Source organism: Bacillus cereus group sp. RP29, from assembly GCF_040459765.1.
GTDB lineage: Bacteria > Bacillota > Bacilli > Bacillales > Bacillaceae_G > Bacillus_A > Bacillus_A paranthracis.
In genome coordinates this window covers 1,352,485-1,374,174 of the sequence record NZ_JARVHN010000001.1, presented here as the reverse complement: position 1 = coordinate 1,374,174, position 21,690 = coordinate 1,352,485, and the positions used below count along the sequence as shown (strand labels likewise).

The window sequence follows — 21,690 nt, the reverse complement described above, 5'->3', positions numbered from 1 at the left end:
CTTTACATGTTAAACAATTTGACATTTACTGTACTTCACAAACTGAAATATATTATTTGTTACGTGCGATGTTTGTAATAAACTTATAACGATCTCCACGATAAATACATTTCACATACTCTAACGGTACTTCACCTTCTGAATATGACCATTGACGCATGACAAGCACTGGCGCCTTTTTAGGAATATGCAGATGTTCCGCTTCATTATCCGTTGCAATTGAAGCTTCAATTGATTGAGTAGCGCTAACAAGTTTGAAGCCCAGTTTTTTCTCTAAATGTTCATATAAAGATTGTTGCAATATTTCTTCGTTAATATCTTTTACAAGAGCTGGCGACAAATATGTCGTCTCAAAAGCAATCGGTTCATCGTCAGCTAAGCGAATACGCCTCACTTCATAAACCGACTCTCCCTCCTGTATTCTCAGCCGGTCTGCTATTTTCACAGTAGCTGGAACTAGGCGGAAACTTAATAATTGACTACTTGGGTTCATCCCACGAGAAATCATATCTTCCGTGAATCCTGTCATTCCTTGCAGTTTTTGTTCCACTTTCGGAAGTTGGACAAACGTACCGATTCCACGTTTCCGATATAAATAACCTTGTTCCACTAAATTATTAATCGCCTGTCTGATTGTCATACGACTCACTTCGAACTTATCGCAAAGTTCATTCTCAGATGGGATTTTATCTCCCGGCTTCCATTCGCCGTCCTCAATTAGCTGTTTCACCCACTCTTGAATCTGATAATAGATCGGAAATGGTGAATACTTGTCGATGTTCATCAGCAATCGCCTCACTGCATAAAGATAGAGCTTCTTGATCAGCGATTACGGTTACATTCGGATGACGTTGTAAAACTGTAGCAGGACACGCTTCACTATATGCACCTTGCAATAATTCTTTAACAGCTTCTGCCTTTTTAGAACCCATAGCAACAAGTAGAATTTGTTTCGCTTTCATAATGCTTCCAATTCCCATTGTAATTGCATGAGTTGGCACATCTTCTTCTTTTTCGAAGAAGCGAAGGTTTGCTTGGCGTGTAGATTCTGTTAATTCAACAATGTTTGTTGGAGAATTAAACGGTGTTCCTGGTTCGTTAAATCCGATGTGACCGTTTTCACCGATTCCAAGAATCTGTAGGTCAACTGGGTTAGCAGCTAGAATGCCCTCGTAACGTTTGCACTCTTCCTCTAAATCACTTGCCATCCCGTTTGGTACATAAGTTTGTTTAAATGGAAGATGATCAAACAACTGTTCTTGCATGAAATAGTGATAGCTGTTTTTATCTTCATGTGGTAAATTTACGTACTCATCTAAGTTTACAGTGGTTACACGGCTTGTATCAAGTTTATTTTTTCGCATTTCTGCATAAATACCTAATGGAGAGCTTCCTGTAGCCATTCCTAATGTTGGATTTTCTTTTGTTTTTACAACTTCTTCAATTAATTTATAACCTGCTTCTGCTAGTTCTTCTGGAGTTTTTACAACAAGAATATTCATTTCATTACTTCCCTTCCTTCATATGAATTCCTAAACGAACCGTATCATATACATGTAAATCTTCATTCATCACAACAAAGTCTGCATCTTTTCCTACCGCTAATGCACCTTTATTATTTAATCCAAACTCTTCTGCTTGGTTCACTGATGTCATTAGTACTGCATCTTCGATTGAACAACCTGTAAATTCAATTACATTTCGGAAAGCTTGATCCATTTTTAGAATACTACCAGCTAACGTTCCATCTTCTAATCGAGCACTACCATCTTTTACATGTACTGGCTGTCCGCCAAGCTCATATAATCCATCTTCAAGACCTTTTGCACGCATTGCGTCAGTAATAACACTTACTTTTTTCGGTCCTTTTAATTTATATGCTAATTTCACCATATCTGGGTGTATGTGAATACCATCTGTAATTACTTCAACCATTACATCTGGATTTAATAACACATGACCAACAACTCCTGGTTCACGGTGATGTAATCCACGCATTTGATTGTATAAATGCGTTGCATGTGTAATGTTTCTATTTTTTAGTTGCGCATCAATTGCATCTGTATGCCCCATTGTGCCGACAACACCAGTTTCAGCAAGATACTGCTCAAACTCTAACGCTCCTTCTTCTTCAGGTGCGTATGTTACTAATTTAATTAAATTTCCGCTTGCTTCCTGCCATTGTTTAAATTGTTCAATATTCGCAGGAACAATATGTTCAAGTGGTTGTGCACCTGCACGTTTTTTTGAAACATACGGTCCTTCTAAGTGAATATATTCGAAATGCGCTCCTTTTTCTTTCGCTTCCTTCGCAGCATGTAGTGCTGCTTCAATTGCTTCTGGAGCTTGTGTCATTGTTGTTGGGAAGTAAGTTGTAACTCCTTCTTTTAACATTTCTTTCCCTAGAGTTACTAACCCATCGCTATTTGCATCCATCGCATCAATATCGTATCCACCATGAATATGAACATCAATCATACCTGGAATCACAATTTTCCCTGCCGCATCTAAAACAGTTTCATTTTCTTGTGATACATATTGAGCCATCAAACCAATTTCTTTAATTGTTTCTGCGTAACGAATAAATCCGTTTTCTACTACTTCTTGACCTGTATAAATTTTGGCATTGATGACAACTTGCGTTTTCATTTTCATCGATCCTTTCCCATGAAATACCTACTTGTTATTATTACCTTATTCGCCTAATTCCATCTTAATATATGCACGAGTAGTTGTCTATACATTCTAATGAAATTTCCTCTTTGCTTAACAAAAAGGAAGCTTAGTACGTCTCTCGCAATTATAATATATGTTATTCATTTTTTCCAAAAAGGAACTATATCATCTAACGTATGAATCACTTAAGTAATGGCATTAATCCGCTAGACCCTATTGTAATATGTTCGCCGTCTGTTTCTATTTCTACCGTACGTCTATTTGTTCCATACATCATTATACCACGCCGTTTTAATCGTCTCACTACACTTTGATGCGGATGCCCATACGGATTTTTGCTACCATAAGAAAGAATCGCGAACTGTGGTTCTACCTTCTTTATAAACCTTTCACTTGTTGAAGTATATGAGCCATGATGTCCCACCTTTAGCACATCTGCATGTACATCAAATTGCTTTAATATTTCAGTTTCCGTCCGCACATCAGCATCACCCATTAGTAAAAAATCTGCCTTACCATACCGAACCTTTAATACAATTGAAGATTCATTATTTTCATCTTTGGACTTCCCATTGTTTAATACTTGTATGGAAACATGCGGATCTAGCGGTATGTATTGGCCCTCTTTTACTGAAATGAAAGGGATTCCCCTTTTCTTTATATGATTTCGATACGTATGATAAGTAAGAGAACTATATGTTTTTCCACTATCTAATATAAGTGATACCGGCATTTGCTCTACAATCGGAATAAGCCCTCCAATATGATCCATATCAGGATGAGTACTGACGATAGCATCTAAATGGTTAATTCCTTTTTCAATTAGCTTTTGGATGATAACCTCACCAGCTTCATAAGGTCCTCCATCAATTAACATCGTTTGTCCATTTGGCAATATAATAAGTGTTGCATCACCTTGCCCAACTTTTAAGAAACTCACTTTCATTTTACCAAGATGTTGCCGCTGCATATGTAAAGGAGACGCGGTATGAATAGACATCATATACCTTTTTGCCGATGCACTATTTAAAGAAAAGCATAACAAAACAGAAACTAATAATAAAATACTTCGTATACCTCTCATAACTCGTCTCCTTTTTTCAATTAGTATGGCACGGTATATAATTGATATACAAAAAAAAGCTTAGCAAAATGCTAAGCTTTTATTTCGATATCTCTTGTAAAGAACCAAAGAATAAATCCGCTTCATTCATTTGTTCGTTTTCTTCAGAAAGCGGAGGTAAATCATCTAATGTTTTTAATCCAAATGTGTCTAAAAATTCTTTCGTCGTTCCATATAAAATCGGACGCCCAGGTCCTTCTGCTCTTCCCATTTCTTTTATAAGTAAGTGTGATACTAACGTTTGTAACGCCTTATCGGTTTTTACTCCTCTAATCTCTTCCATTTCTGTTCTTGTAATGGGTTGACGATATGCAACAATTGCTAACGTTTCTAGCGCAGCCTGAGAGAGTGAAGCAGCTGTTGGGATATCTATTAGTTTTTGATAGTACGACGCATGTTCTTTCTTTGTAGCAAAACGATATACTTTTGCATACTGTACAATTTGCAAACCTCGGTGTGCACCTTCACATTCTTTTTGCATTTCTTCTAAAATATCGATTACTTCGTTTCCTTCAATTTCAAGGACTTTTGCTATTTGTTCAGGAGAAATCCCTTCATCACCAGAAACAAATAAAAGCCCTTCAATGATTGATTTCTGTTCTGTTCTATCCATCTTACGAGCTCCTTCCTCCTATTTTCTCCATAAAAATACACATCAAAAAACCGAATCACAATCAATGCGTTCGGTTCAATATTTTTTCTCTTGTTCCAAACGATACATTCAAACCTAGCATGAGATATACTATTTCTATCCCATTTTCCATACTAACTCTATGCAGATTTAGTATAGCTTGATACGAAAATTTCATCAAAATTATGTTCTTGTTCAATTACGATTTGTTGATTTTTCATAAGCTCAAGAACCGCTAAAAATGTTACAACCATTATTTCCCGTTCATCATCAACAAACAAATCATAAAAACTTTGACGACCACCTTGTATTTCTAACAGCTTTAAAATATCCGTCATACGCTGTTCAATTGGTATTTCTTGACGAGTAATACGTGTTGTCACAGGTTTCTTTGCTTTTTTACGGCGCATTAATTTTTGAAATGCCGCTAGCATATCATATAACGTAACATCAAGAGGCAAGCTTGTCTCCTCTTCTTGTTGCAACGATGTAAAATCAATTGGCGGACGTGTATATAGCTGTGCTCTTTCTTGTTCTCTTTCTTTTAGTTCAGTAGCAACTTGCTTATATTTCTTATATTCAATTAACCTCTCCATCAATTCTTGACGAGGATCATCTATAAAGTCATCACCGTTATCAAGTACATCTTCTTCATGTTTCGGCAACAACATTTTACTTTTAATTTGTAATAATGTTGCAGCCATTACTAAATACTCACTTGCAACATCTAATTGTAGTTCTTTCATCGTATGAACATAAGATAAATATTGCTCTGTAATTTCCGCTACAGGAATATTATATATATCAATTTCATAACGATGTATTAAATGTAACAATAAATCTAAAGGCCCTTCAAAAGCCTCTACTTTAAAATTATACTGCACAAAGCATCCCACCACATTTTTTCTATAACAACATAAGTATAGAGCATACTCATGTTCTATCCAACCTTTTTAAGAAATTTAATTAAAAATAGACCTATGCCTATGGCATCATGCCCACCACTTCATATGATAACAGTGTAGTAAGAACAATGTAGGAGGTCAAAAAACTATGGGTCACGTTGATTGTGGTTTTAGCGGTGGGTTCGCATTACTTGTTGTATTGTTTATTTTACTCATTATTGTAGGGGCAGCTTGCTTCTGCTAATATGAACAATAACGACTAGGGAGAAATTCCCTAGTCGTTTATTGTTCATATTTCTATGATAAACTTATACTTATAACCGTTAGATAGGGGCGAAGAAAATGTATCCTACGGAATACATACAGTTTTTAATTCATTTTCACGGAGATTATGATTATTTTGAATGCCACGAAATACTGGAAGAATATTGGAAAACAAAACCGAGAGGAAATCGGGATCATTATTTAGTCGGCCTCATTCAAATTGCAGTTTCTTTATACCATCACAGACGCTCTAACTGGAATGGCGCAGAGAAGATGATGAAAAGCGCCATAACGATTTTAGAAAAAAACAGTGCACATTTACTTCGTTTAGGAATAAATGAGGCACAACTTCTGTTCTTACTCAAAGATAAATTGCAATCTATCCAGAAAAAAGAAAGTTTTACACCGTTATTTTTACCATTATCGGATACAACATTAGAAAAGTACTGCATAGAATTATGTCAGAAACAAAACCTTCCTTGGAAAGACGTGAATGCTACTTCTAATGAATTTATAATACATAAGCATACATTACGTGATCGAACAGAAGTCATCGCTGAACGAAACGAACAATTACAAAAAAGAAAGCAGAGATAATAAACTACTTATCTCTGCTTTCACGAATGTATATTTTGTTCAAGCCCTTTACACTTTTTGCAAAAACTTGCTGTTTGCTCATTTCCGCAAATTGTAAATTCAAGAAATTTACTCTTTAACTCTTGAACCATCTTCGTCCCAATACCCATATGACGGTGAGATGGATTCACACTCAAATGCTGAATTTCCAAAACTTGATTCTCTTTTTTTACAATCCCCATTATCCCAACAAAATCTTCGTTTTGTTTCCACAAATACAATTGCCAATCATCCTTTGCTTCATAATCTTTCATAGTCAATTGTAATGTTTTCACATCTTTTTCAGTTGGCATAAATGAAAGAAGCCCCATTGCAATCTTTTCATAACTTTTTTTAAAACGAATTAACATAACCCTTATCCCTTCTTACAAAAGTTACAAACTATTAAATCCCCTCAATCACTCTTTTCATATCACATTCATTTTACAATATTTTCAACAGAGTGAGAAGAGCTTAAAACAACTTGATAATCATACAAAGCGAAAAGAAGAAAGTCAAATATACGTTTCATTACTATTTTTGTTAAGTAGATAAAAGAAGAAACACTGTTATATGAAAGTGAAAAAAACATCCACCGCTCATTATCACTTCACTATTCATCACCTTAGAGCAGATGAATTCTAGCAAAATGAATGTAATAAACAACTTTTATTGAAATGTGTAATCTAATGTATTCTATGTAATTTGTTAATATTTTGTTCTCATAAGCGACTTATTTTCACTACAATCACATTACTACTTGTATCATGTACCGTAAACGAAATACCCATTCCTATTAAAAAAAGAGAGCAATAGCTCTCTTTTCTCATTCACTTATTCTTCCCAAACTTTAACTTCTTTCATTACATCACCTTGACGCATGTTTAATACTGTTTCAATACCGCTTGTTACTTTACCGAATACAGTATGTACACCATCTAAGTGTGGCTGTGGCTCGTGAACGATAAAGAATTGGCTACCGCCTGTGTTACGGCCAGCATGAGCCATAGAAAGTGATCCTACAAGGTGTCTATGAGGATTTCCATCAGTTTCACATGGGATAGAGTAACCTGGGCCACCCGCACCTGTTCCTGTTGGGTCTCCACCTTGGCTTACGAAGCCAGGAATAACGCGGTGGAATGTCACACCATCATAAAATCCTTGCTCTGCTAGTTTTTTAAAGTTTTCTACTGTTTTTGGTGCCTCTTCTGGGAAAAATTCCAAATCGATTTTTTCACCATTTTCCATTACTATGTATCCTAAAGTTTTCATACGTATATGTCTCCTTTCAACTATCTCAGCACTATATTACCACATTCATGACTAGAAACAAAAAGAATCCGACAATCTACATACTTCTTTTTTGAAATGTGGAAAAAGCTAGGTGACAAATAAGAAATATATACTATAATAACTGTGTTGCCCGAAAATTTTAGAAAGAGAAAGGGAGCGATTTTTCGTGAAAACGAAATTACTAGCTCTGCTATTAGCTGTAGCAGTATTTATTATGCCAACAGCTTCGTTTGCAGACATCATCGAAGGAGAATCAATTGTTACACTAGGAGAAAACTTGTCTGAACAACAAAAACAAGATCTGTTAAAAGAAATGAAAGCACCAAAAGATGCTACAATTATTACTGTGTCTAATGCGGAAGAACATAAATTTCTAGAAGGGATTGTTCCAAAAGCGCAAATTGGTACGAGAGCAATTTCCTCTTCTATGATCACATACACAAAGCCAGGTTCTGGTCTCATTGTACGTTCAAAAAACATTAATTCAATAACAGATGCAATGTACACAAACGCACTTATTACAGCAGGTGTGAAAGATGCAGAAATTCAAATTACTGCACCATTTAAAGTTTCTGGAACTGCTGCTTTAACTGGTTTAATGAAAGCCTATGAGACAACATCAAACAAAGCAATTCCTGAGGAAGTAAAAAAAGTAGCCAATGAAGAAATGGTGCAAACATCCCAGCTCGGCGATAAAATTGGTGAAGAAAAAGCAGTTCAACTTGTTGCGAAAATTAAAGAAGAAATTGCGAAAGAGCAGCCAAAAACGACTGAAGATTTACGTTCATTAATTAAAAAAATTGCGGATCAACTTGGTATTACATTAACGGATGAACAGTTAGATAACTTAGTTGCTCTATTTGATAAAATGAAAAATCTTAACATTGATTGGAATCAAGTTGGCAGTCAGTTAAATAAAGCAAAAGAACACGTTTCTGCCTTTTTAGGATCTGAAGAAGGGCAAAGTTTCCTAGATAAAGTGAAAGATTTCTTCTCAAGTATCATTGATTTTGTTAAATCGTTATTCAAGTAAAAAGAAGCTCGCTAGTAGCGAGCTTCTTTTTTATACAAGTAACGGCAATTTCATAATAGCTTCTTCAACCGAACGAACAATATGATTCGCTTTCTCCTTCACATATGGATGAGCATGGTGCAGAGTAAATGAATGCGGGGTTACTTCAAACATAGAAATATCATTGAAAGAATCTCCAATGCATGCAACTTCATTTGCTTCAATTTGCAAATGTTCCATTAGTCGTCTTAAAGCACTCCCTTTACTTACTCCCCTTGGCATAATGTCAACATAGCGTTTACCAGACATAAAAACTTCCGCTTCATTCTGAAATGTATCTCGTAATTCTTGATCTAATGCTTCAATTGTCTCTTCTTCCCCAAAAACAAACAATTTCGCAGGATGTACAGTTTTACCAAATTCCTCTTCTAACGCTTCAATTTCAGCGATATGCACGCCCATATACGCTTCAAAATTATGGTGATATTCATTCTTCCTTTTTGTATATCGCTGCTCATTTGCACAAACAATATCCGCTAGTCCTTTTTTATGTATATATCGATATATTTCCTGGGCAACCGTATTTTCAAAACTCGATTCATAAAACAAATTCCCATCCGGAAGTAACATTGTCGCTCCATTTAAGCCAGTTGTGTAATATGGGAATTCAAACCTATTTACGACTTCATCAATTCGATGAGTAAAGCGGCCTGAGGCAAAACAAATATTTGTCCCTTTTTCAGCTAACCAACAAATTGCACGTTCATCTTCTTTTTGCATATGATTTACATCGTAAACGAGCGTGTCGTCTAAATCACTTACAAATAATTTAATCATGTCCTCTTCCCCTTCCATACACAATATCTACTCTAAGTGTACACAGAAAATGTTTGATTTTTGTTAAAAAACAATAAATTTTTGCTAAAAAAATAAACGGGTGTATAATCCCGTTTATTTTTGTCTTTTTACATTTTGAGGTCTTACAATACTTGGTCGTACTTTTAAACTAGACATCGTCGGACGGAGTAGAATTTTTGTTAATGCGCCCCAATCAAATGGTAAAAACGGCCATAAATAAGGGGTTTGCAAACTTTTTATAGACGTTAAAAATAAAATCAATATCGTCATACCAATTACAAAGCCCATCTCATGGAAGAGACCTGTTAAAATAATAACAAATAATTTTCCAACCTTATTCCCTAGCCCTAATTCATAGCTCGGTGTTGCATAAGCACCGATCATAGAAACTGCTACATACAAAATAACTTCTGGTACAAACAAACCTACATCGATTGCTATTTGACCAATTAATATGGCAGAAATTAATCCTGCTGCTGACGATAACGGCGTTGGAGTATGAATGGCTGCCATCCTTAAAAATTCAAGTCCTACTTCTGCCATTATCACCTGTAATAAAATTGGTAAATGTGTCATCTTAGTCGGTCCAATAAAAGCAAGATTTTCTGGTAAAAGAGTTGGATCAAATACAAATACTAACCAAAACGGTAGTAAAAACAAGGAGAATAAAACACCTAAAAAGCGTACCCAACGTAAAAATGTTCCGACAGCTGGATTTTGTCTAAACTCTTCTGCATGCTGTAAATGATGAAAATATGTTGTTGGCGTAATCATAGCACTCGGTGATGTATCAACTAGTACTAGAACATGTCCTTCTAATAAATGATTTGCTGCTACATCCGGTCTTTCTGTATATCGAATAAGCGGGAATGGATTATAGCTTTGCTTTACAACAAATTCTTCCACTGTTTTATCCGCCATCGTAATGCCATCGACATCGATGTTATTTAATTCTTGTTTTATAATCTTTACTAAATCTGGATTTGCAACATCTTGTACATATGTAATACAAATATCCGTTTGCGATCGATCCCCTACTCGAATAATTTCATTTCGAAGACGTGGATCTCGAATTCTTCTACGAATTAACGCTGTATTTACAACGATATTTTCAACAAATCCATCCCTCGCACCGCGTACTACTTTTTCAGTATCTGGCTCTGTCGGTGTTCGTCCTGGATAGCTACGAACATCTATCACGAACGCTTCTGTTTCGCCTTCCACAAATATAACAATAAGCCCTGATAACGCTTGAAGCATTACTTCATCCATCGTTTTCACTTTACTTACTTGCTGATGAATTAAACGATTCTCTAAAAGCTTTACAGTGTCTTCTTCAACATCCCTTATTTCATTCGTATCCACAGCTTCTTCTAAAATAGGAATAATATAATTTGTATCACAAAGTCCATTTACGAATAACACTGCAATTTCTTTATTCAAAATTTGAAATTTACGAATACCAACATCAAATGTGACGCCTAATCCAGCCGTTTGTTTTAAATAATTTTCATTGTCACTTATGAAAGTTGAAATCGGAATATCTATTTTTTTAGGCTTCGTCATAAAATCCACTCCTTTCCAAAATTAACTGAATTGCTTTTTTCGTAATTGGTGAGCCTCTCTCCCATTCATCGTTTCCACACATCTTACCAATATCACCCACACCAACAATGACGGGAACATTCAAATCATCTAAACAATAAATTGTATCTCCGCTAATTCTGCCAATTTCACCATCTGGAAGTCCAAATTTATCAACACCATATTCCGTTAAATTCCCGTTCCGATCTACACTTACATCTACACGTGCCCATTCCCAATGGTGTGTATTAGACGCTACTGCCAAAATCCCAAGTACATCAATTTGTTTATGCGTGGCTACATATTTTAAAGCTTTTTCACCAGATCCTTCTCCAATAAATCCACTGTCATCAAACATGACAAATACAGGGTCATATGGCGTTTGCATAATAAGCTCAACAACTTTCTTCCCTGTTAATTTGGTTGGATTACTTTGTGATGCTGAAATACACCTTCCCCCAAATTCCTTCGTTAAAAGCTCAATTGTTCGCTTTGCATATTCATCTCCATCTGTGACCAAAACAACCCTTCGTCTCATTTGATTTATCCTTTCGGTTTACATATAAGTGCTACAAAAAATGAAAATAATATTGCTGCTGAAATACCTGCAGACGTTAAACTAAACATACCCATACCAATCCCTATATATCCGTGTTTCTCTGCAGCATGCATTGCCCCGTGTAATAGGGAATGTCCAAAACTTGTAATAGGAACTGTCGCCCCAGCACCAGCAAACTTTATAAGCTTATCGTACAATCCGAATCCATCTAAAACTGCTCCTATCACTACAAAGGTAGCCATTAAATGGGCTGGTGTTAACTTTGCGAAATCTAACAATACTTGCCCAACTACACAAATAGCGCCTCCTACAAGAAATGCATATATATAATCCACAATTCACTCTCCCTTCACTCTCTCAAATACGACACCATGTGCAATTGTTGGAATTGTTTCTTTTTGCTGCATCATCATCGGGCTTAATAACGCACCAGTAGCAACGACAAAAATTCGTTGTAAATTCCCTTTTTGCATCTCGCTTAATAAATGACCATATGTGACAACAGCTGAACAAGCACAACCACTACCACCAGCAAATACTTCTTCTTGACCGGGATCATAAATCATTAATCCGCAATCGTTATATATATGCCCAATATCATAACCTTCTTCCAGTAACAGTTGTTTCGCAATTGGTGTCCCAATAGCTGATAAATCACCGGTAACAATCAAATCGTAATCGGCTGCACTTCTCTTCAAATCCTCAAAATGTTGCTGAATTGTATGAGCTGCAGCAGGTGCCATCGCCGATCCCATATCTAAAGGGTTCGCAATTCCTAAATCTTGCACTTTTCCAATCGTAGCCGCCTTGATTTTAATGGCACTTTTTTCTTTACTAATTAATATGGATCCCGCACCTGTAACAGTGGAATTTGCTGTTCCTGGTTTTTGTCCCCCATACTCTGTTGGATAACGAAACTGTCTTTCAGCTGTTGCATTATGACTACTTACCGTCGCTAAAACACGATTTGCGAATCCGCCATCTATAAAGGCTGATCCGACCGCTAAAGTCTCCATCGAGGTCGCACAAGCACTAAACATGCCTAAAAAGGGAATTCCCCACTTACGCGCAACGTAATTTGCTGTTACTGTTTGATTTAATAAGTCACCCGCTAAAAAGAAATCAATTTGTGATGTTTCTACATTTGCTTTTTGCATGACTTGTTGAATAGAATCTGACATTAATCTTCGTTCCGCAAGCTCCCAGTTTTCCTCTCCGCAATGTAAATCATCATATGAAATATCAAATTCCTTTCCAAGAGGGCCTTCAGCTTCTTTTGGACCGACGGCAGTACCGGTTGCATTCACATAAATATCATTTTGAAATACCCACGTTTGTTTTCCTGTCAACCTCATACTAGCCCCTCCTTTAAGACATAAAAATTTTAAAAGTATATCTTATTAACCCAATAATGTACGCACCGACAACACCAAAAACGATTACACTTCCCGCTAGCTTAAACATGTTTGTAGCAACCCCAAGTACAATTCCTTCACTCTTATGCTCTAGCGCAGCACTTGCCATAGAATTCGCAAATCCCGTAACAGGTACGGCCGAACCTGCTCCAGCAAATTGACCGATTTTATCATATACACCACAACCTGTTAAAATCGCCGATAATAGTACAAGAGTTGCGACTGTTGGATTCCCTGCCTCTTGTTCACTAAAATGAAAATAATGTATATAAAATTTCATCAATACTTCTCCGATTGTACAAATGAATCCACCTACAAAAAATGCCTTAACACAATTTATAAAATAATTTGGCTTCGGATGGTATTCCTTCACTTTATTTACGTAATCGTCCTTTAGTTTTCGCCCTGTCATTTATATATTGCCTCCTACTTTACGAAATAAATCCAGTGAAACAACGAGCCTATTACTTTTCCAAGTACAAGAGCAACGAGTAAAACAACAATCTTCCCCTCTACCCCTACTCGTTTCGCTAAAATAGGTAGAACATTTAACACTTCCGTTAATGCGGCAGCGAGCATTCCAATGAATGTACCACAAAATATTCCTAATATAACAAGCCAATATTGCGACGTTTGAAATGTAATGTTTTTCAAACTACACCAAGCTCCTGTTAACGTACCTGCAATAACTGCCCACTCAAAATATTGAATGTGCTTTCCACTTCTCGTTAATTGAGCTAGACGAGGGATTATACCAAGTACAGCTAAAAACGCAACATATCCGCTACCTACAGCAATTCCTCCTGCTAAAGCAATTAAAATAACGAATCCAGACTCAATCATCGGTAAGTTGTTTCATATTATCCTTGTTTTCATGAACAATTACATATTGGTCAAGTGATTGCTGGTATTGGAACATCTCCACTTCTAACGGACTCGGCTCTTCATTAATACGCTTTTGAAATACATGATTAAAAAATAAAACCATGCCTAGCCCAAGACCTAATGAATAAGGAATTTGAAATAAAAGTGGTTGCGCCTTAAATTCTCCCGTAATCATGTAATATAACCGTTGGTGCACTTGTTGCATGCTTACATCTTCATGAAAATATATGATGGCAAGAGCTGCTCCAATGAAAAGTAACAACCATACAAGTCCGAAAAAAATCGGATGTACTTTCTTTTTTTCATATATAATTTCAACAAGAGTTTGTCCAGAACCGAGTAAATTAATTTGTATATGAGCGGTTTTTCGCCTAATAATCTCAATTATTTTCATAACATCAATTACAACATGCGTTTTATCACGCGCTGTAATTTTATAAATTACCTCATCCTGTAACGACTGAACTACTGCAGCATCTCCGGCAAGTTGAGCAACATCTCCCAGCTTTACTTCATACGTAGGAGAAACTTTTAATCGATTACGCATTTTAATATAAATTGTTTGTTCCAATTTCCATTCACCTCTTCACTCTTCCTCGTAGTTGTAGTATGGTTATTCAATTTTTTTCTAATACAATTTTTTCATAAAAAAACATCTGTACCATTTCGGTACAGATGTTTTTTAGTTTATGCTTTTTTCTTAAATAAATTTGCAATGCTTAATGCGAGCCCTCCCCAAATGACTACTATTCCAATAACCATCATCATAATCGCTGATCCACTCATTATGAAACACCTCGATCTTTCCATTCTTTTTCAAGCTTAGCAGAATCTGAATGTATTTGTGCATTCCATTTCTTTAAACTAATGATTAGCGCAATGATAAGGAACGCTGCTGCAATTGACCAACCATATGTTACGACAAACTCCGTTGGGTAACCTCCATAGTTCTTTTTAATATTTTGGATTGTACCATCAATTAACATGTACCCTAACATAAGCGGAGTAATAACGAGTAAACTCACTCTCCAAAACGTCCCTAACTTAATATCAGATACGAAGTTTGCGTGATTTTGATAAACTGGTAAACGACGTAAAATGAGTCCTATCGTAACTACTTCCGCTAGAGCAATTGTAATTAATCCGAAGTTATTAGCGAAGTAATCCACAACATCTAGGAACATAAGCCCGCCACGTGTCGCAAAAACGAGAGAAACGAGTACGAGAAGCGTCCCCATAATTCCAATTGTTTTTTGGCGACTTAAGCTGAACTTTTCAGATACAGCAGCAAAACATACTTCCGCAAGCGAGATGAGGGATGTAATTCCGGCAACCGTTAATGATAAGAAAAATAATACGCCAAATAAAGGTGACATCGGTAATTCATTAATAATTTGCGGGAATACTACGAACGCAAGCCCTACACCAGCACTTGCCACTTTATCAACTGGTACTCCCATATTATTTGCCATAAATCCAAGAGCCGCAAAGACCCCAATCCCTGCTAATAATTCAAATCCTGAGTTTGCAAATCCAGTAATAAAGGCATTATTTGTTGTATCTGAGTTTTTCGGTAAATAACTAGAATACGTAATCATAATTCCAAATGCTAAAGATAAGCTAAAGAAGATTTGACCGTAAGCAGCAAGCCATACTTTTCCGTCAAAAATACGACTCCAATCTGGTTTAAAGAATGCATCTAATCCTTGCATTGCACCTTCCATCGTCACTGCACGAACTACGATAATAAGGAACATAACAACTAGTAAAGGGATGAAAATACGGTTCACAACTTCGATTCCTTTTTTAACTCCTTTAAAAGCAACACCAAGCACAATAATCCAAACGAGAGCTAGTGGAATTAATACTTCCGGTACGAGCCCTCCAAACTGTCCCGGTTTATCTGCAACATGTAAATACTCTTTAAATAAAAATGATTCCGTATCTTTCCCCCATGCGCCAGTAATTGCAAAATACGTATATGAAATAGACCAAGCAATAATTACTGCATAATATGTTGAAACGATAAATGTTACACACATTTGCCACCAACCGATAAATTCAGCACGCGGATGAATACGGAAGAACGTAAGTGGTGCTGAACCACGGTGACGGTGCCCAAGAGCAAATTCAAACGCCAATAATGAAATACCAGTCGTTAATAATGCGAATAAGTACGGTAAAAAGAATGCGCCTCCCCCATTTTCATACGCCGTATAAGGAAAACGCCATATGTTTCCTAATCCAACGGCAGAGCCGACCGCTGCAAAAATGAATCCAGCCCTCGTTCCCCATTGTTGCCTCGTTTCCATATTTCCTTCCCCCTTTGTGACAAGTTCATAATTGGATTATATTTTAAATTTACTAAATTATCAATAAATTCTGTTAATTTTTAAGAAAGTTTACAATCTCCTCCTATTAAAGTCATAAAAAAAGATCGAATAGATAACTATTCATCTATTCGATCTTTCATCTGTTTTAATATTTTCTTTTCAAGTCTTGAAACTTGCACTTGCGAAATACCTATTCGCTCTGCTACTTCTGATTGAGTTTGGTCTTTATAATAGCGTAAATATACAATTAAACGCTCTCTCTCATCTAATTCTCTAATTGCTTCTTTTAAAGCAATTTTATCAAACCATTTCGTTTCAGATTGATCTGCAATTTGATCTAAAATAGTAATTGGATCTCCGTCGTTTTCATACACCGTTTCATGTATGGATGAAGGGGCACGACTTGCTTCTTGCGCCAGAACCACTTCCTCTGGCGTTAGTTCTAACGCTTCAGCTACTTCATTAATCGTTGGAGCCCTTCCGAATTCTTTCGAAAGCTCATCTCTCATCTTTCGAATTTTGTTTCCTGTTTCTTTTAAAGACCTACTTACTTTCACTGATCCATCATCACGTAAAAATCGTTGTATTTCGCCAATAATCATGGGAACTGCATATGTTGAAAATTTCACGTCGAAAGATAAATCAAATTTATCTACCGATTTTAAGAGTCCAATACATCCAATTTGAAACAAATCGTCTGGTTCGTATCCGCGATTAAGAAAACGTTGCACAACCGACCATACGAGACGCATATTACTTTGAACAATTGTATCTCTTGCTTGTTGATCTCCATCTTGACTTTTTTGAATTAACGCTTTTAGCTCGTGGTCCTTTAACTGAGGTTTCTTCTTCTCATTTTTGACCTCTATGTCCATAGGCTATTCTCCTTAATTGCATAGAGCGTTACTATTTGATAAGTATTTTGTCAAATGGATTGTTGTCCCGAAAGATTCGTTTGAAATAACTTCTACTTCATCCATAAAATTTTCCATGATAGTAAATCCCATTCCGGAACGCTCTAATTCAGGTTTAGTTGTAAAAAGGGGTTGTCTCGCTTCATCTAAATTAAAGATACCAATCCCTTCATCTCGAATCGTGAGTTTCACCATTGCTTCTTCCAAAATTACAGAAATATAAACAACACCTTCTGCATTTCCTTCGTACCCATGAATAATTGCATTCGTAACCGCTTCTGACACAACTGTTTTAATCTCTGTAAGTTCTTCCATCGTAGGATCTACTTGTGCAATGAAAGCAGCTACTGTAACGCGAGCGAACGATTCATTTTGACTTAACGCTGAAAATTGAAGGTTCATTTCATTTCTCATTTATGCCACCCCCAACGTCGCGAGCGCATGCGCTTCACTTTCTTCTAAGCGAACAATTTTAAATAAGCCCGACATTTCAAATAAACGTTTAACAGGCGGTGAAATTGCACAAACAACCATTTCTCCACCTAATCCCTTTACATGCTTATATCGGCCTAATATAACACCTAAACCAGAACTATCCATAAACGATAAGTTCTCTAGGCTCAAAACAATATGATGAACACCATGTGTCTCAATCATATCTGTTACTTTCGTTCGCAACTCTTCAGCAGTATGATGATCTAATTCACCCGCTAGCCTCACACATAGGACGTCACGTTTTACTTCTAATTGCATGGAAAGACTCACACGATTTCCTCCTTATGCTCAAACTTTACTCATTTACATACATAAAGATTTTCGTGATACAACATAAGAATCCTTCCTACTGACAAAAGAAGAACTATTTCGCCATAAAGTGAAACCATTCAGCAATTATTTACTTACATACGAATAGAAAAGCGGCAAAATATTTGCCGCTATTTTGATGTTGAAAACATCCCAAAACTTCTTTTAAATAACTCCCACCAGCTCGCTGCAGCAACATCTTCTTTTGCTACAATTGTTTGTTTTAATAAAACATCTTGATCTTTTTTTATAACAAGTGTACCAAGCGCATCGCCCTTTTTAATCGGCGCTTTCACTTTCTTTTCAGCAATTACTTCTTGCTTTACCTTGTCCATATTTTCGCCCTTCTTCATAAGAAGAGATACATTATCTGACGCAACTAAATCTACTTTTTCTTTTTTCCCTTTTCCTACTTGGACAGTCTTAATTTTTTCGCCTCGTGTATACAATTTCTTTGTCATATATTGACCAAATGCGTAGTCAAGAAGCTTCGTTACTTGATTGTTCCGTTCTTTCGATGTAGGTGCTCCCATAACAACTGAAATAACACGCATCCCATTCTTTTCAGCCGATGCTGTTAAACAATATTTTGCTTCTGTCGTAAAGCCCGTTTTTACACCATCTACTCCAGGATAAAAACGCACTAACTTATTCGTATTAACGAGCCAAAACTTCTTATCCGTATCTTCACGTAAATAGTCTTCGTATTTTCCTGTGTATTTGCGAATAAGTGGGTACTTCATCAATTCTTTCGCCATTATAGCCATATCATTTGCTGTGGAATAATGATCTTTAGCCGGAAGACCTGTCGGATTTTGAAAATGAGTATTTTTCAGTCCTAAATCTTTCGCTTTTTTGTTCATCATATTTACAAAACCTTCTTCTGAACCAGCGATATGCTCTGCTACTGCAACAGACGCATCATTTCCAGATGCAATTGCAATACCCTTTAGCATTTCATTTACGGTCATCTCTTCTCCAGGCTCTAAAAAGATTTGTGATCCACCCATTGAAGCTGCATGCTCACTTGCTCTCACTTTATCGGTCAGTTTTAGTTTTCCTTTTTCAACTTGTTCCATAATTAATAGCATTGTCATAATCTTCGTCATACTAGCAGGCGGTAATTTCTCATTTGGATTTTTATCAAACAAAACTTTACCTGTATCTTGTTCAATTACGATTGCTGACGACGCTTGTTCTGCTAACTTCGGCGTTGTTTCTTCTGTTTTATCCTGCTTCGTCTTCTCAGATTGTGCGAAACTAACTGAAGTACCAGAAAGCAATAACATGAAACAAACAAGTATTCCAAAAACTCGCTTCATGACTAACCCTCCATTCTATATCAAACCTATTTTTTCCAATTCACTGTTTTTTAATACCATATTTTTCTAACATTTTCAGTTGACAAACAAATTCATCACCTTTATTGTATTAAGTGTATTACTCGAAATAGTACACTTAATACAAGTTAGAAAGGAGACATTGCTCTTGCATATTCAACTTGATCCAAGAAGCAACACTCCGATATGGGAACAAATTGTTCAAAATATAAAAGAACTCGTATTAAAGAACATGTTAGCTCCAAGTGACAAACTACCTTCTGTACGAGAACTCGCTTCTTTACTCGTTATAAATCCAAATACAGTGAGTAAAGCGTATCAAGAGTTAGAGCGACAAGGGATTATTGAAACATTACGAGGAAAAGGAACATTTGTATCCCAATCGATTACCCCAACATTAGACGAAAGGAAAATCGCTATGGTTGAAAAGCAATTTCATCAATTACTATTAGAAGCCTCTTATCTTGGTGTTACGAAAGATAAAATTCATGATTGGATAGATTCATACTATAAAGAGATTGGAGGAAATGCGGATGCTGAAAGTGACAAGCTTGAAGAAAACAATTGATAATCAAACGATTTTAGATGATGTTTCTTTCACATTGCAAAGAGGGAGTATCATCGGATTACTCGGAAGAAACGGTGCGGGGAAAACAACTTTATTACGAACGATGGTCGGCATTTTAGACCCTGATGAAGGGACTGTTACATATGAAGATACAAACGTTCATCAGTGTCCTGAAATAAAGCAAAAAATCGTATATGTTCCGGATTCTACTAACATATTGAACGGATATACGGTAAAAGAAATTGTAAAGTTTTACAAAGAGGTTTATACCGCATTTGATGAAGCATATTTCTATGAACTGTTAGAACGTTTTAACTTACCAAACAAAAGAATTCGTAGTTACTCAAAAGGAATGAAAGCACTGCTCGCCATCATTTTAGCTGTTTCTACAAAAGCAGAATATATCATTTTAGATGAACCGACAAATGGACTTGATCCTATCGTGAAAAGGAAAATTTTACAGTTTCTCGTTGGAGAAGTTGCAGAAAAAGAGATTACCATTTTCATCTCCACTCACCATTTAGATGAAGTGGAACAAATTGCAGATACAATCATTATATTAAAAGGCCATACTATTTCGTCTATTACATCACTAGACGATGCCAAATCACGATTTGCTAAAATCCAAGTAGCTTATGAACGTTCACTACCTCAAAAACTAGAAAACTTAAGCAATATTAAAATATTAAATCAAACAGGAAAAGTATATACAATCTTAATCGAGGGAAATGTAGCTACAACACTGGAAAAGTTTTATAAAGAACAACCACTGCTCATTGAAGAATTAACAATGTCGCTTGAAGATGTCTTCGTTACGACACTGGAGGAGGATGGGTATGTTTCATAAGGCGTTATGGATGTGGAATTGGAAGCGCGGGAAATATGCTGTGTTACTATTCTTCTTTAGTTCGTTTTACTTGTTACCTTTTGGCTACTATAGAAGTGCTCAGCAACAACTTGATGCGTATTATGAATTACAAGAAAAGGGGAAACAGTATTATTATTTTTATATTTTTTCTTCAGGAGAAAGTAATAGTTTTTGGTTAACTATTCTTATTATCGCTTTAGCCTGCTTATTGATAGGATGGGAACGCAGCTACCAATCTAATACACTACTTATGACATTGCCATTTAAAAGAAAAGATGTTTTCTTATCAAAATGGGCTTTCGGTTCATTTTGTATTGTGGGCTCATTACTTATCAATTGGGTTCTTATGTATGTTATTTATAGAACAACGATTCATTTTGATTATCAATCTTTTAGTCCGTTTCATCGATACTTTCTTTATGCGATAGTTTCTTATGTTGCAGTCTATACAGCTTCCTTATGTATCGGTACTTTTACTGGAAGCATCGTTTCGCAGATTATTTTTTGTGTTCCATGGTTACTAGCAGGGGTTACATTTATTACATTACTATACACTTTTACAACTAACCATTTATACGCTGCAAATATTAAAAATGAAAACTTATATCGACAACTTTATGAAATCAATCAAAAAACAAATACAGCTGCACCAATTAGTCATTTTTCTATCAATTATTACTATGATCCGGAATCCCGTAAGATCGAGAACAATCCAACTGCTTTAAGAGATCCAGCATCTCATATATATTATTCAGCAAAATCAATGTTAGTTCCGATTTTTTATACATTAGTTTACTTACTACTTGGAACATATTTATATACAAGATCACCAAATGAAAACACTCAGAAGATATTTATGTTCCAAAAGAGTTTACCGATATGGATATGGGGCTCAACCATTTACTTTGCATTACTAGGCGGCTATAAAATAAACCATTTTAATTTCCTACCTAGTTACTATGTCGGTTTGTTTCTAACCGGAATCATTACTTATGTTATATTATCACGCCTAACAAATTATAAAGTTTTTTAAAGGAGAGATC

28 protein-coding genes and 1 pseudogene are annotated in these 21,690 nt (G+C 36.0%); 6 read left to right on the top strand and 23 right to left on the bottom strand.

Going from position 1 to position 21,690, the window contains the following annotated elements; all coding sequences use genetic code 11:
• Positions 1-52: 52 nt before the first annotated feature.
• From QCI47_RS07280 to scpA, 6 genes are all read right to left on the bottom strand, one after another.
• Positions 53-784, bottom strand: coding sequence for a GntR family transcriptional regulator (locus tag QCI47_RS07280; protein WP_012644586.1), 732 nt, complete (start codon positions 782-784; stop codon positions 53-55).
• Entirely contained in the window at positions 714-1,502 is a 789-nt protein-coding gene (gene nagB, locus QCI47_RS07275) for a glucosamine-6-phosphate deaminase (protein WP_001024206.1), read from the bottom strand. The genes QCI47_RS07280 and nagB overlap by 71 nt, the downstream gene beginning before the upstream one ends.
• Before the next feature lie 4 nt (positions 1,503-1,506).
• The gene (gene nagA / locus QCI47_RS07270) at positions 1,507-2,649 is read right to left on the bottom strand and encodes an N-acetylglucosamine-6-phosphate deacetylase (RefSeq protein WP_001983978.1); all 1,143 of its coding nucleotides are present in this window, start codon (positions 2,647-2,649) and stop codon (positions 1,507-1,509) included.
• A gap of 208 nt (positions 2,650-2,857) precedes the next feature.
• Positions 2,858-3,760, bottom strand: a complete 903-nt coding sequence (locus QCI47_RS07265) for a ComEC/Rec2 family competence protein (protein WP_309422204.1) — start codon at positions 3,758-3,760, stop codon at positions 2,858-2,860.
• Between the two features lie 79 nt (positions 3,761-3,839).
• Positions 3,840-4,412 carry a segregation/condensation protein ScpB gene (scpB, locus tag QCI47_RS07260; RefSeq protein WP_000376222.1) on the bottom strand — a complete coding sequence of 191 codons (573 nt, stop codon included), beginning with the start codon at positions 4,410-4,412 and terminating at the stop codon, positions 3,840-3,842.
• Between the two features lie 158 nt (positions 4,413-4,570).
• Positions 4,571-5,314 (bottom strand): segregation/condensation protein A, encoded by a 744-nt coding sequence (gene scpA / locus QCI47_RS07255; protein ID WP_001199760.1) that lies wholly within the window; start codon positions 5,312-5,314, stop codon positions 4,571-4,573.
• 169 nt (positions 5,315-5,483) lie between these two features.
• Here scpA and QCI47_RS07250 point away from each other — a divergent pair, with 169 nt between their 5' ends.
• Positions 5,484-5,579 (top strand): YjcZ family sporulation protein, encoded by a 96-nt coding sequence (locus QCI47_RS07250; RefSeq protein WP_000510194.1) that lies wholly within the window; start codon positions 5,484-5,486, stop codon positions 5,577-5,579.
• A 98-nt stretch (positions 5,580-5,677) separates the two neighbouring features.
• Positions 5,678-6,196 carry a DUF309 domain-containing protein gene (locus QCI47_RS07245; protein ID WP_000283586.1) on the top strand — a complete coding sequence of 173 codons (519 nt, stop codon included), beginning with the start codon at positions 5,678-5,680 and terminating at the stop codon, positions 6,194-6,196.
• Positions 6,197-6,216: 20 nt separating this feature from the next.
• Here the strand turns inward: QCI47_RS07245 and ribT are convergent, their stop codons facing one another.
• The 3 genes and pseudogenes from ribT to QCI47_RS07230 all read right to left on the bottom strand — a co-directional run bounded on the left by ribT (position 6,217) and on the right by QCI47_RS07230 (position 7,486).
• Complete coding sequence (gene ribT, locus QCI47_RS07240; protein ID WP_000908397.1) at positions 6,217-6,585, bottom strand: GNAT family N-acetyltransferase RibT; 369 nt, start codon at positions 6,583-6,585, stop codon at positions 6,217-6,219.
• Between the two features lie 68 nt (positions 6,586-6,653).
• Positions 6,654-6,835 (bottom strand): annotated as a pseudogene (locus QCI47_RS07235) (hypothetical protein).
• 213 nt (positions 6,836-7,048) lie between these two features.
• On the bottom strand, positions 7,049-7,486 hold the full coding sequence (locus tag QCI47_RS07230) for a peptidylprolyl isomerase (RefSeq protein WP_000853792.1): 438 nt from the start codon (positions 7,484-7,486) through the stop codon (positions 7,049-7,051).
• A gap of 187 nt (positions 7,487-7,673) precedes the next feature.
• On the opposite strand from QCI47_RS07230, the gene QCI47_RS07225 reads away from it, so the two are divergent.
• Positions 7,674-8,540, top strand: coding sequence for a DUF1002 domain-containing protein (locus tag QCI47_RS07225; RefSeq protein WP_000850502.1), 867 nt, complete (start codon positions 7,674-7,676; stop codon positions 8,538-8,540).
• A 30-nt stretch (positions 8,541-8,570) separates the two neighbouring features.
• Here QCI47_RS07225 and QCI47_RS07220 read toward each other — a convergent pair whose 3' ends face one another.
• The 14 genes from QCI47_RS07220 to dacF all read right to left on the bottom strand — a co-directional run bounded on the left by QCI47_RS07220 (position 8,571) and on the right by dacF (position 19,193).
• On the bottom strand, positions 8,571-9,374 hold the full coding sequence (locus QCI47_RS07220) for a Cof-type HAD-IIB family hydrolase (RefSeq protein WP_353811732.1): 804 nt from the start codon (positions 9,372-9,374) through the stop codon (positions 8,571-8,573).
• A 96-nt stretch (positions 9,375-9,470) separates the two neighbouring features.
• Positions 9,471-10,943 (bottom strand): spore germination protein SpoVAF, encoded by a 1,473-nt coding sequence (spoVAF, locus tag QCI47_RS07215; protein WP_000165582.1) that lies wholly within the window; start codon positions 10,941-10,943, stop codon positions 9,471-9,473.
• The gene (spoVAEA, locus tag QCI47_RS07210) at positions 10,930-11,499 is read right to left on the bottom strand and encodes a stage V sporulation protein SpoVABEA (protein ID WP_001254415.1); all 570 of its coding nucleotides are present in this window, start codon (positions 11,497-11,499) and stop codon (positions 10,930-10,932) included. Before spoVAEA ends, spoVAF begins: the two co-directional genes overlap by 14 nt.
• Before the next feature lie 5 nt (positions 11,500-11,504).
• A complete protein-coding gene (gene spoVAE, locus QCI47_RS07205; RefSeq protein WP_000384637.1) occupies positions 11,505-11,855 on the bottom strand; it encodes a stage V sporulation protein AE in 351 nt (116 codons plus the stop codon).
• Between the two features lie 3 nt (positions 11,856-11,858).
• The gene (gene spoVAD, locus QCI47_RS07200; RefSeq protein WP_001241148.1) at positions 11,859-12,875 is read right to left on the bottom strand and encodes a stage V sporulation protein AD; all 1,017 of its coding nucleotides are present in this window, start codon (positions 12,873-12,875) and stop codon (positions 11,859-11,861) included.
• A 13-nt stretch (positions 12,876-12,888) separates the two neighbouring features.
• On the bottom strand, positions 12,889-13,347 hold the full coding sequence (spoVAC, locus tag QCI47_RS07195) for a stage V sporulation protein AC (RefSeq protein ID WP_000147735.1): 459 nt from the start codon (positions 13,345-13,347) through the stop codon (positions 12,889-12,891).
• A gap of 14 nt (positions 13,348-13,361) precedes the next feature.
• The gene (gene spoVAB / locus QCI47_RS07190; protein WP_000572932.1) at positions 13,362-13,778 is read right to left on the bottom strand and encodes a stage V sporulation protein SpoVAB; all 417 of its coding nucleotides are present in this window, start codon (positions 13,776-13,778) and stop codon (positions 13,362-13,364) included.
• Entirely contained in the window at positions 13,771-14,391 is a 621-nt protein-coding gene (gene spoVAA / locus QCI47_RS07185; RefSeq protein WP_000438355.1) for a stage V sporulation protein SpoVAA, read from the bottom strand. The genes spoVAB and spoVAA overlap by 8 nt, the downstream gene beginning before the upstream one ends.
• Positions 14,392-14,507: 116 nt before the next feature.
• Positions 14,508-14,606 (bottom strand): methionine/alanine import family NSS transporter small subunit, encoded by a 99-nt coding sequence (locus QCI47_RS07180; protein WP_000016826.1) that lies wholly within the window; start codon positions 14,604-14,606, stop codon positions 14,508-14,510.
• Positions 14,606-16,132 (bottom strand): sodium-dependent transporter, encoded by a 1,527-nt coding sequence (locus QCI47_RS07175; protein ID WP_000450064.1) that lies wholly within the window; start codon positions 16,130-16,132, stop codon positions 14,606-14,608. The genes QCI47_RS07180 and QCI47_RS07175 overlap by 1 nt, the downstream gene beginning before the upstream one ends.
• Positions 16,133-16,269: 137 nt before the next feature.
• On the bottom strand, positions 16,270-17,028 hold the full coding sequence (sigF, locus tag QCI47_RS07170; protein WP_000350729.1) for an RNA polymerase sporulation sigma factor SigF: 759 nt from the start codon (positions 17,026-17,028) through the stop codon (positions 16,270-16,272).
• Between the two features lie 12 nt (positions 17,029-17,040).
• Positions 17,041-17,481, bottom strand: coding sequence for an anti-sigma F factor (gene spoIIAB, locus QCI47_RS07165; protein ID WP_353811731.1), 441 nt, complete (start codon positions 17,479-17,481; stop codon positions 17,041-17,043).
• Positions 17,482-17,832 (bottom strand): anti-sigma F factor antagonist, encoded by a 351-nt coding sequence (gene spoIIAA, locus QCI47_RS07160; RefSeq protein WP_000059133.1) that lies wholly within the window; start codon positions 17,830-17,832, stop codon positions 17,482-17,484.
• A 170-nt stretch (positions 17,833-18,002) separates the two neighbouring features.
• The gene (gene dacF, locus QCI47_RS07155; RefSeq protein WP_000831986.1) at positions 18,003-19,193 is read right to left on the bottom strand and encodes a serine-type D-Ala-D-Ala carboxypeptidase DacF; all 1,191 of its coding nucleotides are present in this window, start codon (positions 19,191-19,193) and stop codon (positions 18,003-18,005) included.
• Between the two features lie 166 nt (positions 19,194-19,359).
• Here dacF and QCI47_RS07150 point away from each other — a divergent pair, with 166 nt between their 5' ends.
• The 3 genes from QCI47_RS07150 to QCI47_RS07140 are packed head-to-tail and all read left to right on the top strand — an operon-like array spanning position 19,360 to position 21,680.
• Positions 19,360-19,779, top strand: coding sequence for a GntR family transcriptional regulator (locus tag QCI47_RS07150; RefSeq protein ID WP_000548033.1), 420 nt, complete (start codon positions 19,360-19,362; stop codon positions 19,777-19,779).
• On the top strand, positions 19,745-20,626 hold the full coding sequence (locus QCI47_RS07145) for an ABC transporter ATP-binding protein (RefSeq protein WP_000922152.1): 882 nt from the start codon (positions 19,745-19,747) through the stop codon (positions 20,624-20,626). The genes QCI47_RS07150 and QCI47_RS07145 overlap by 35 nt, the downstream gene beginning before the upstream one ends.
• On the top strand, positions 20,616-21,680 hold the full coding sequence (locus tag QCI47_RS07140; protein ID WP_074543084.1) for an ABC transporter permease subunit: 1,065 nt from the start codon (positions 20,616-20,618) through the stop codon (positions 21,678-21,680). Before QCI47_RS07145 ends, QCI47_RS07140 begins: the two co-directional genes overlap by 11 nt.
• Positions 21,681-21,690 lie beyond the last annotated feature (10 nt).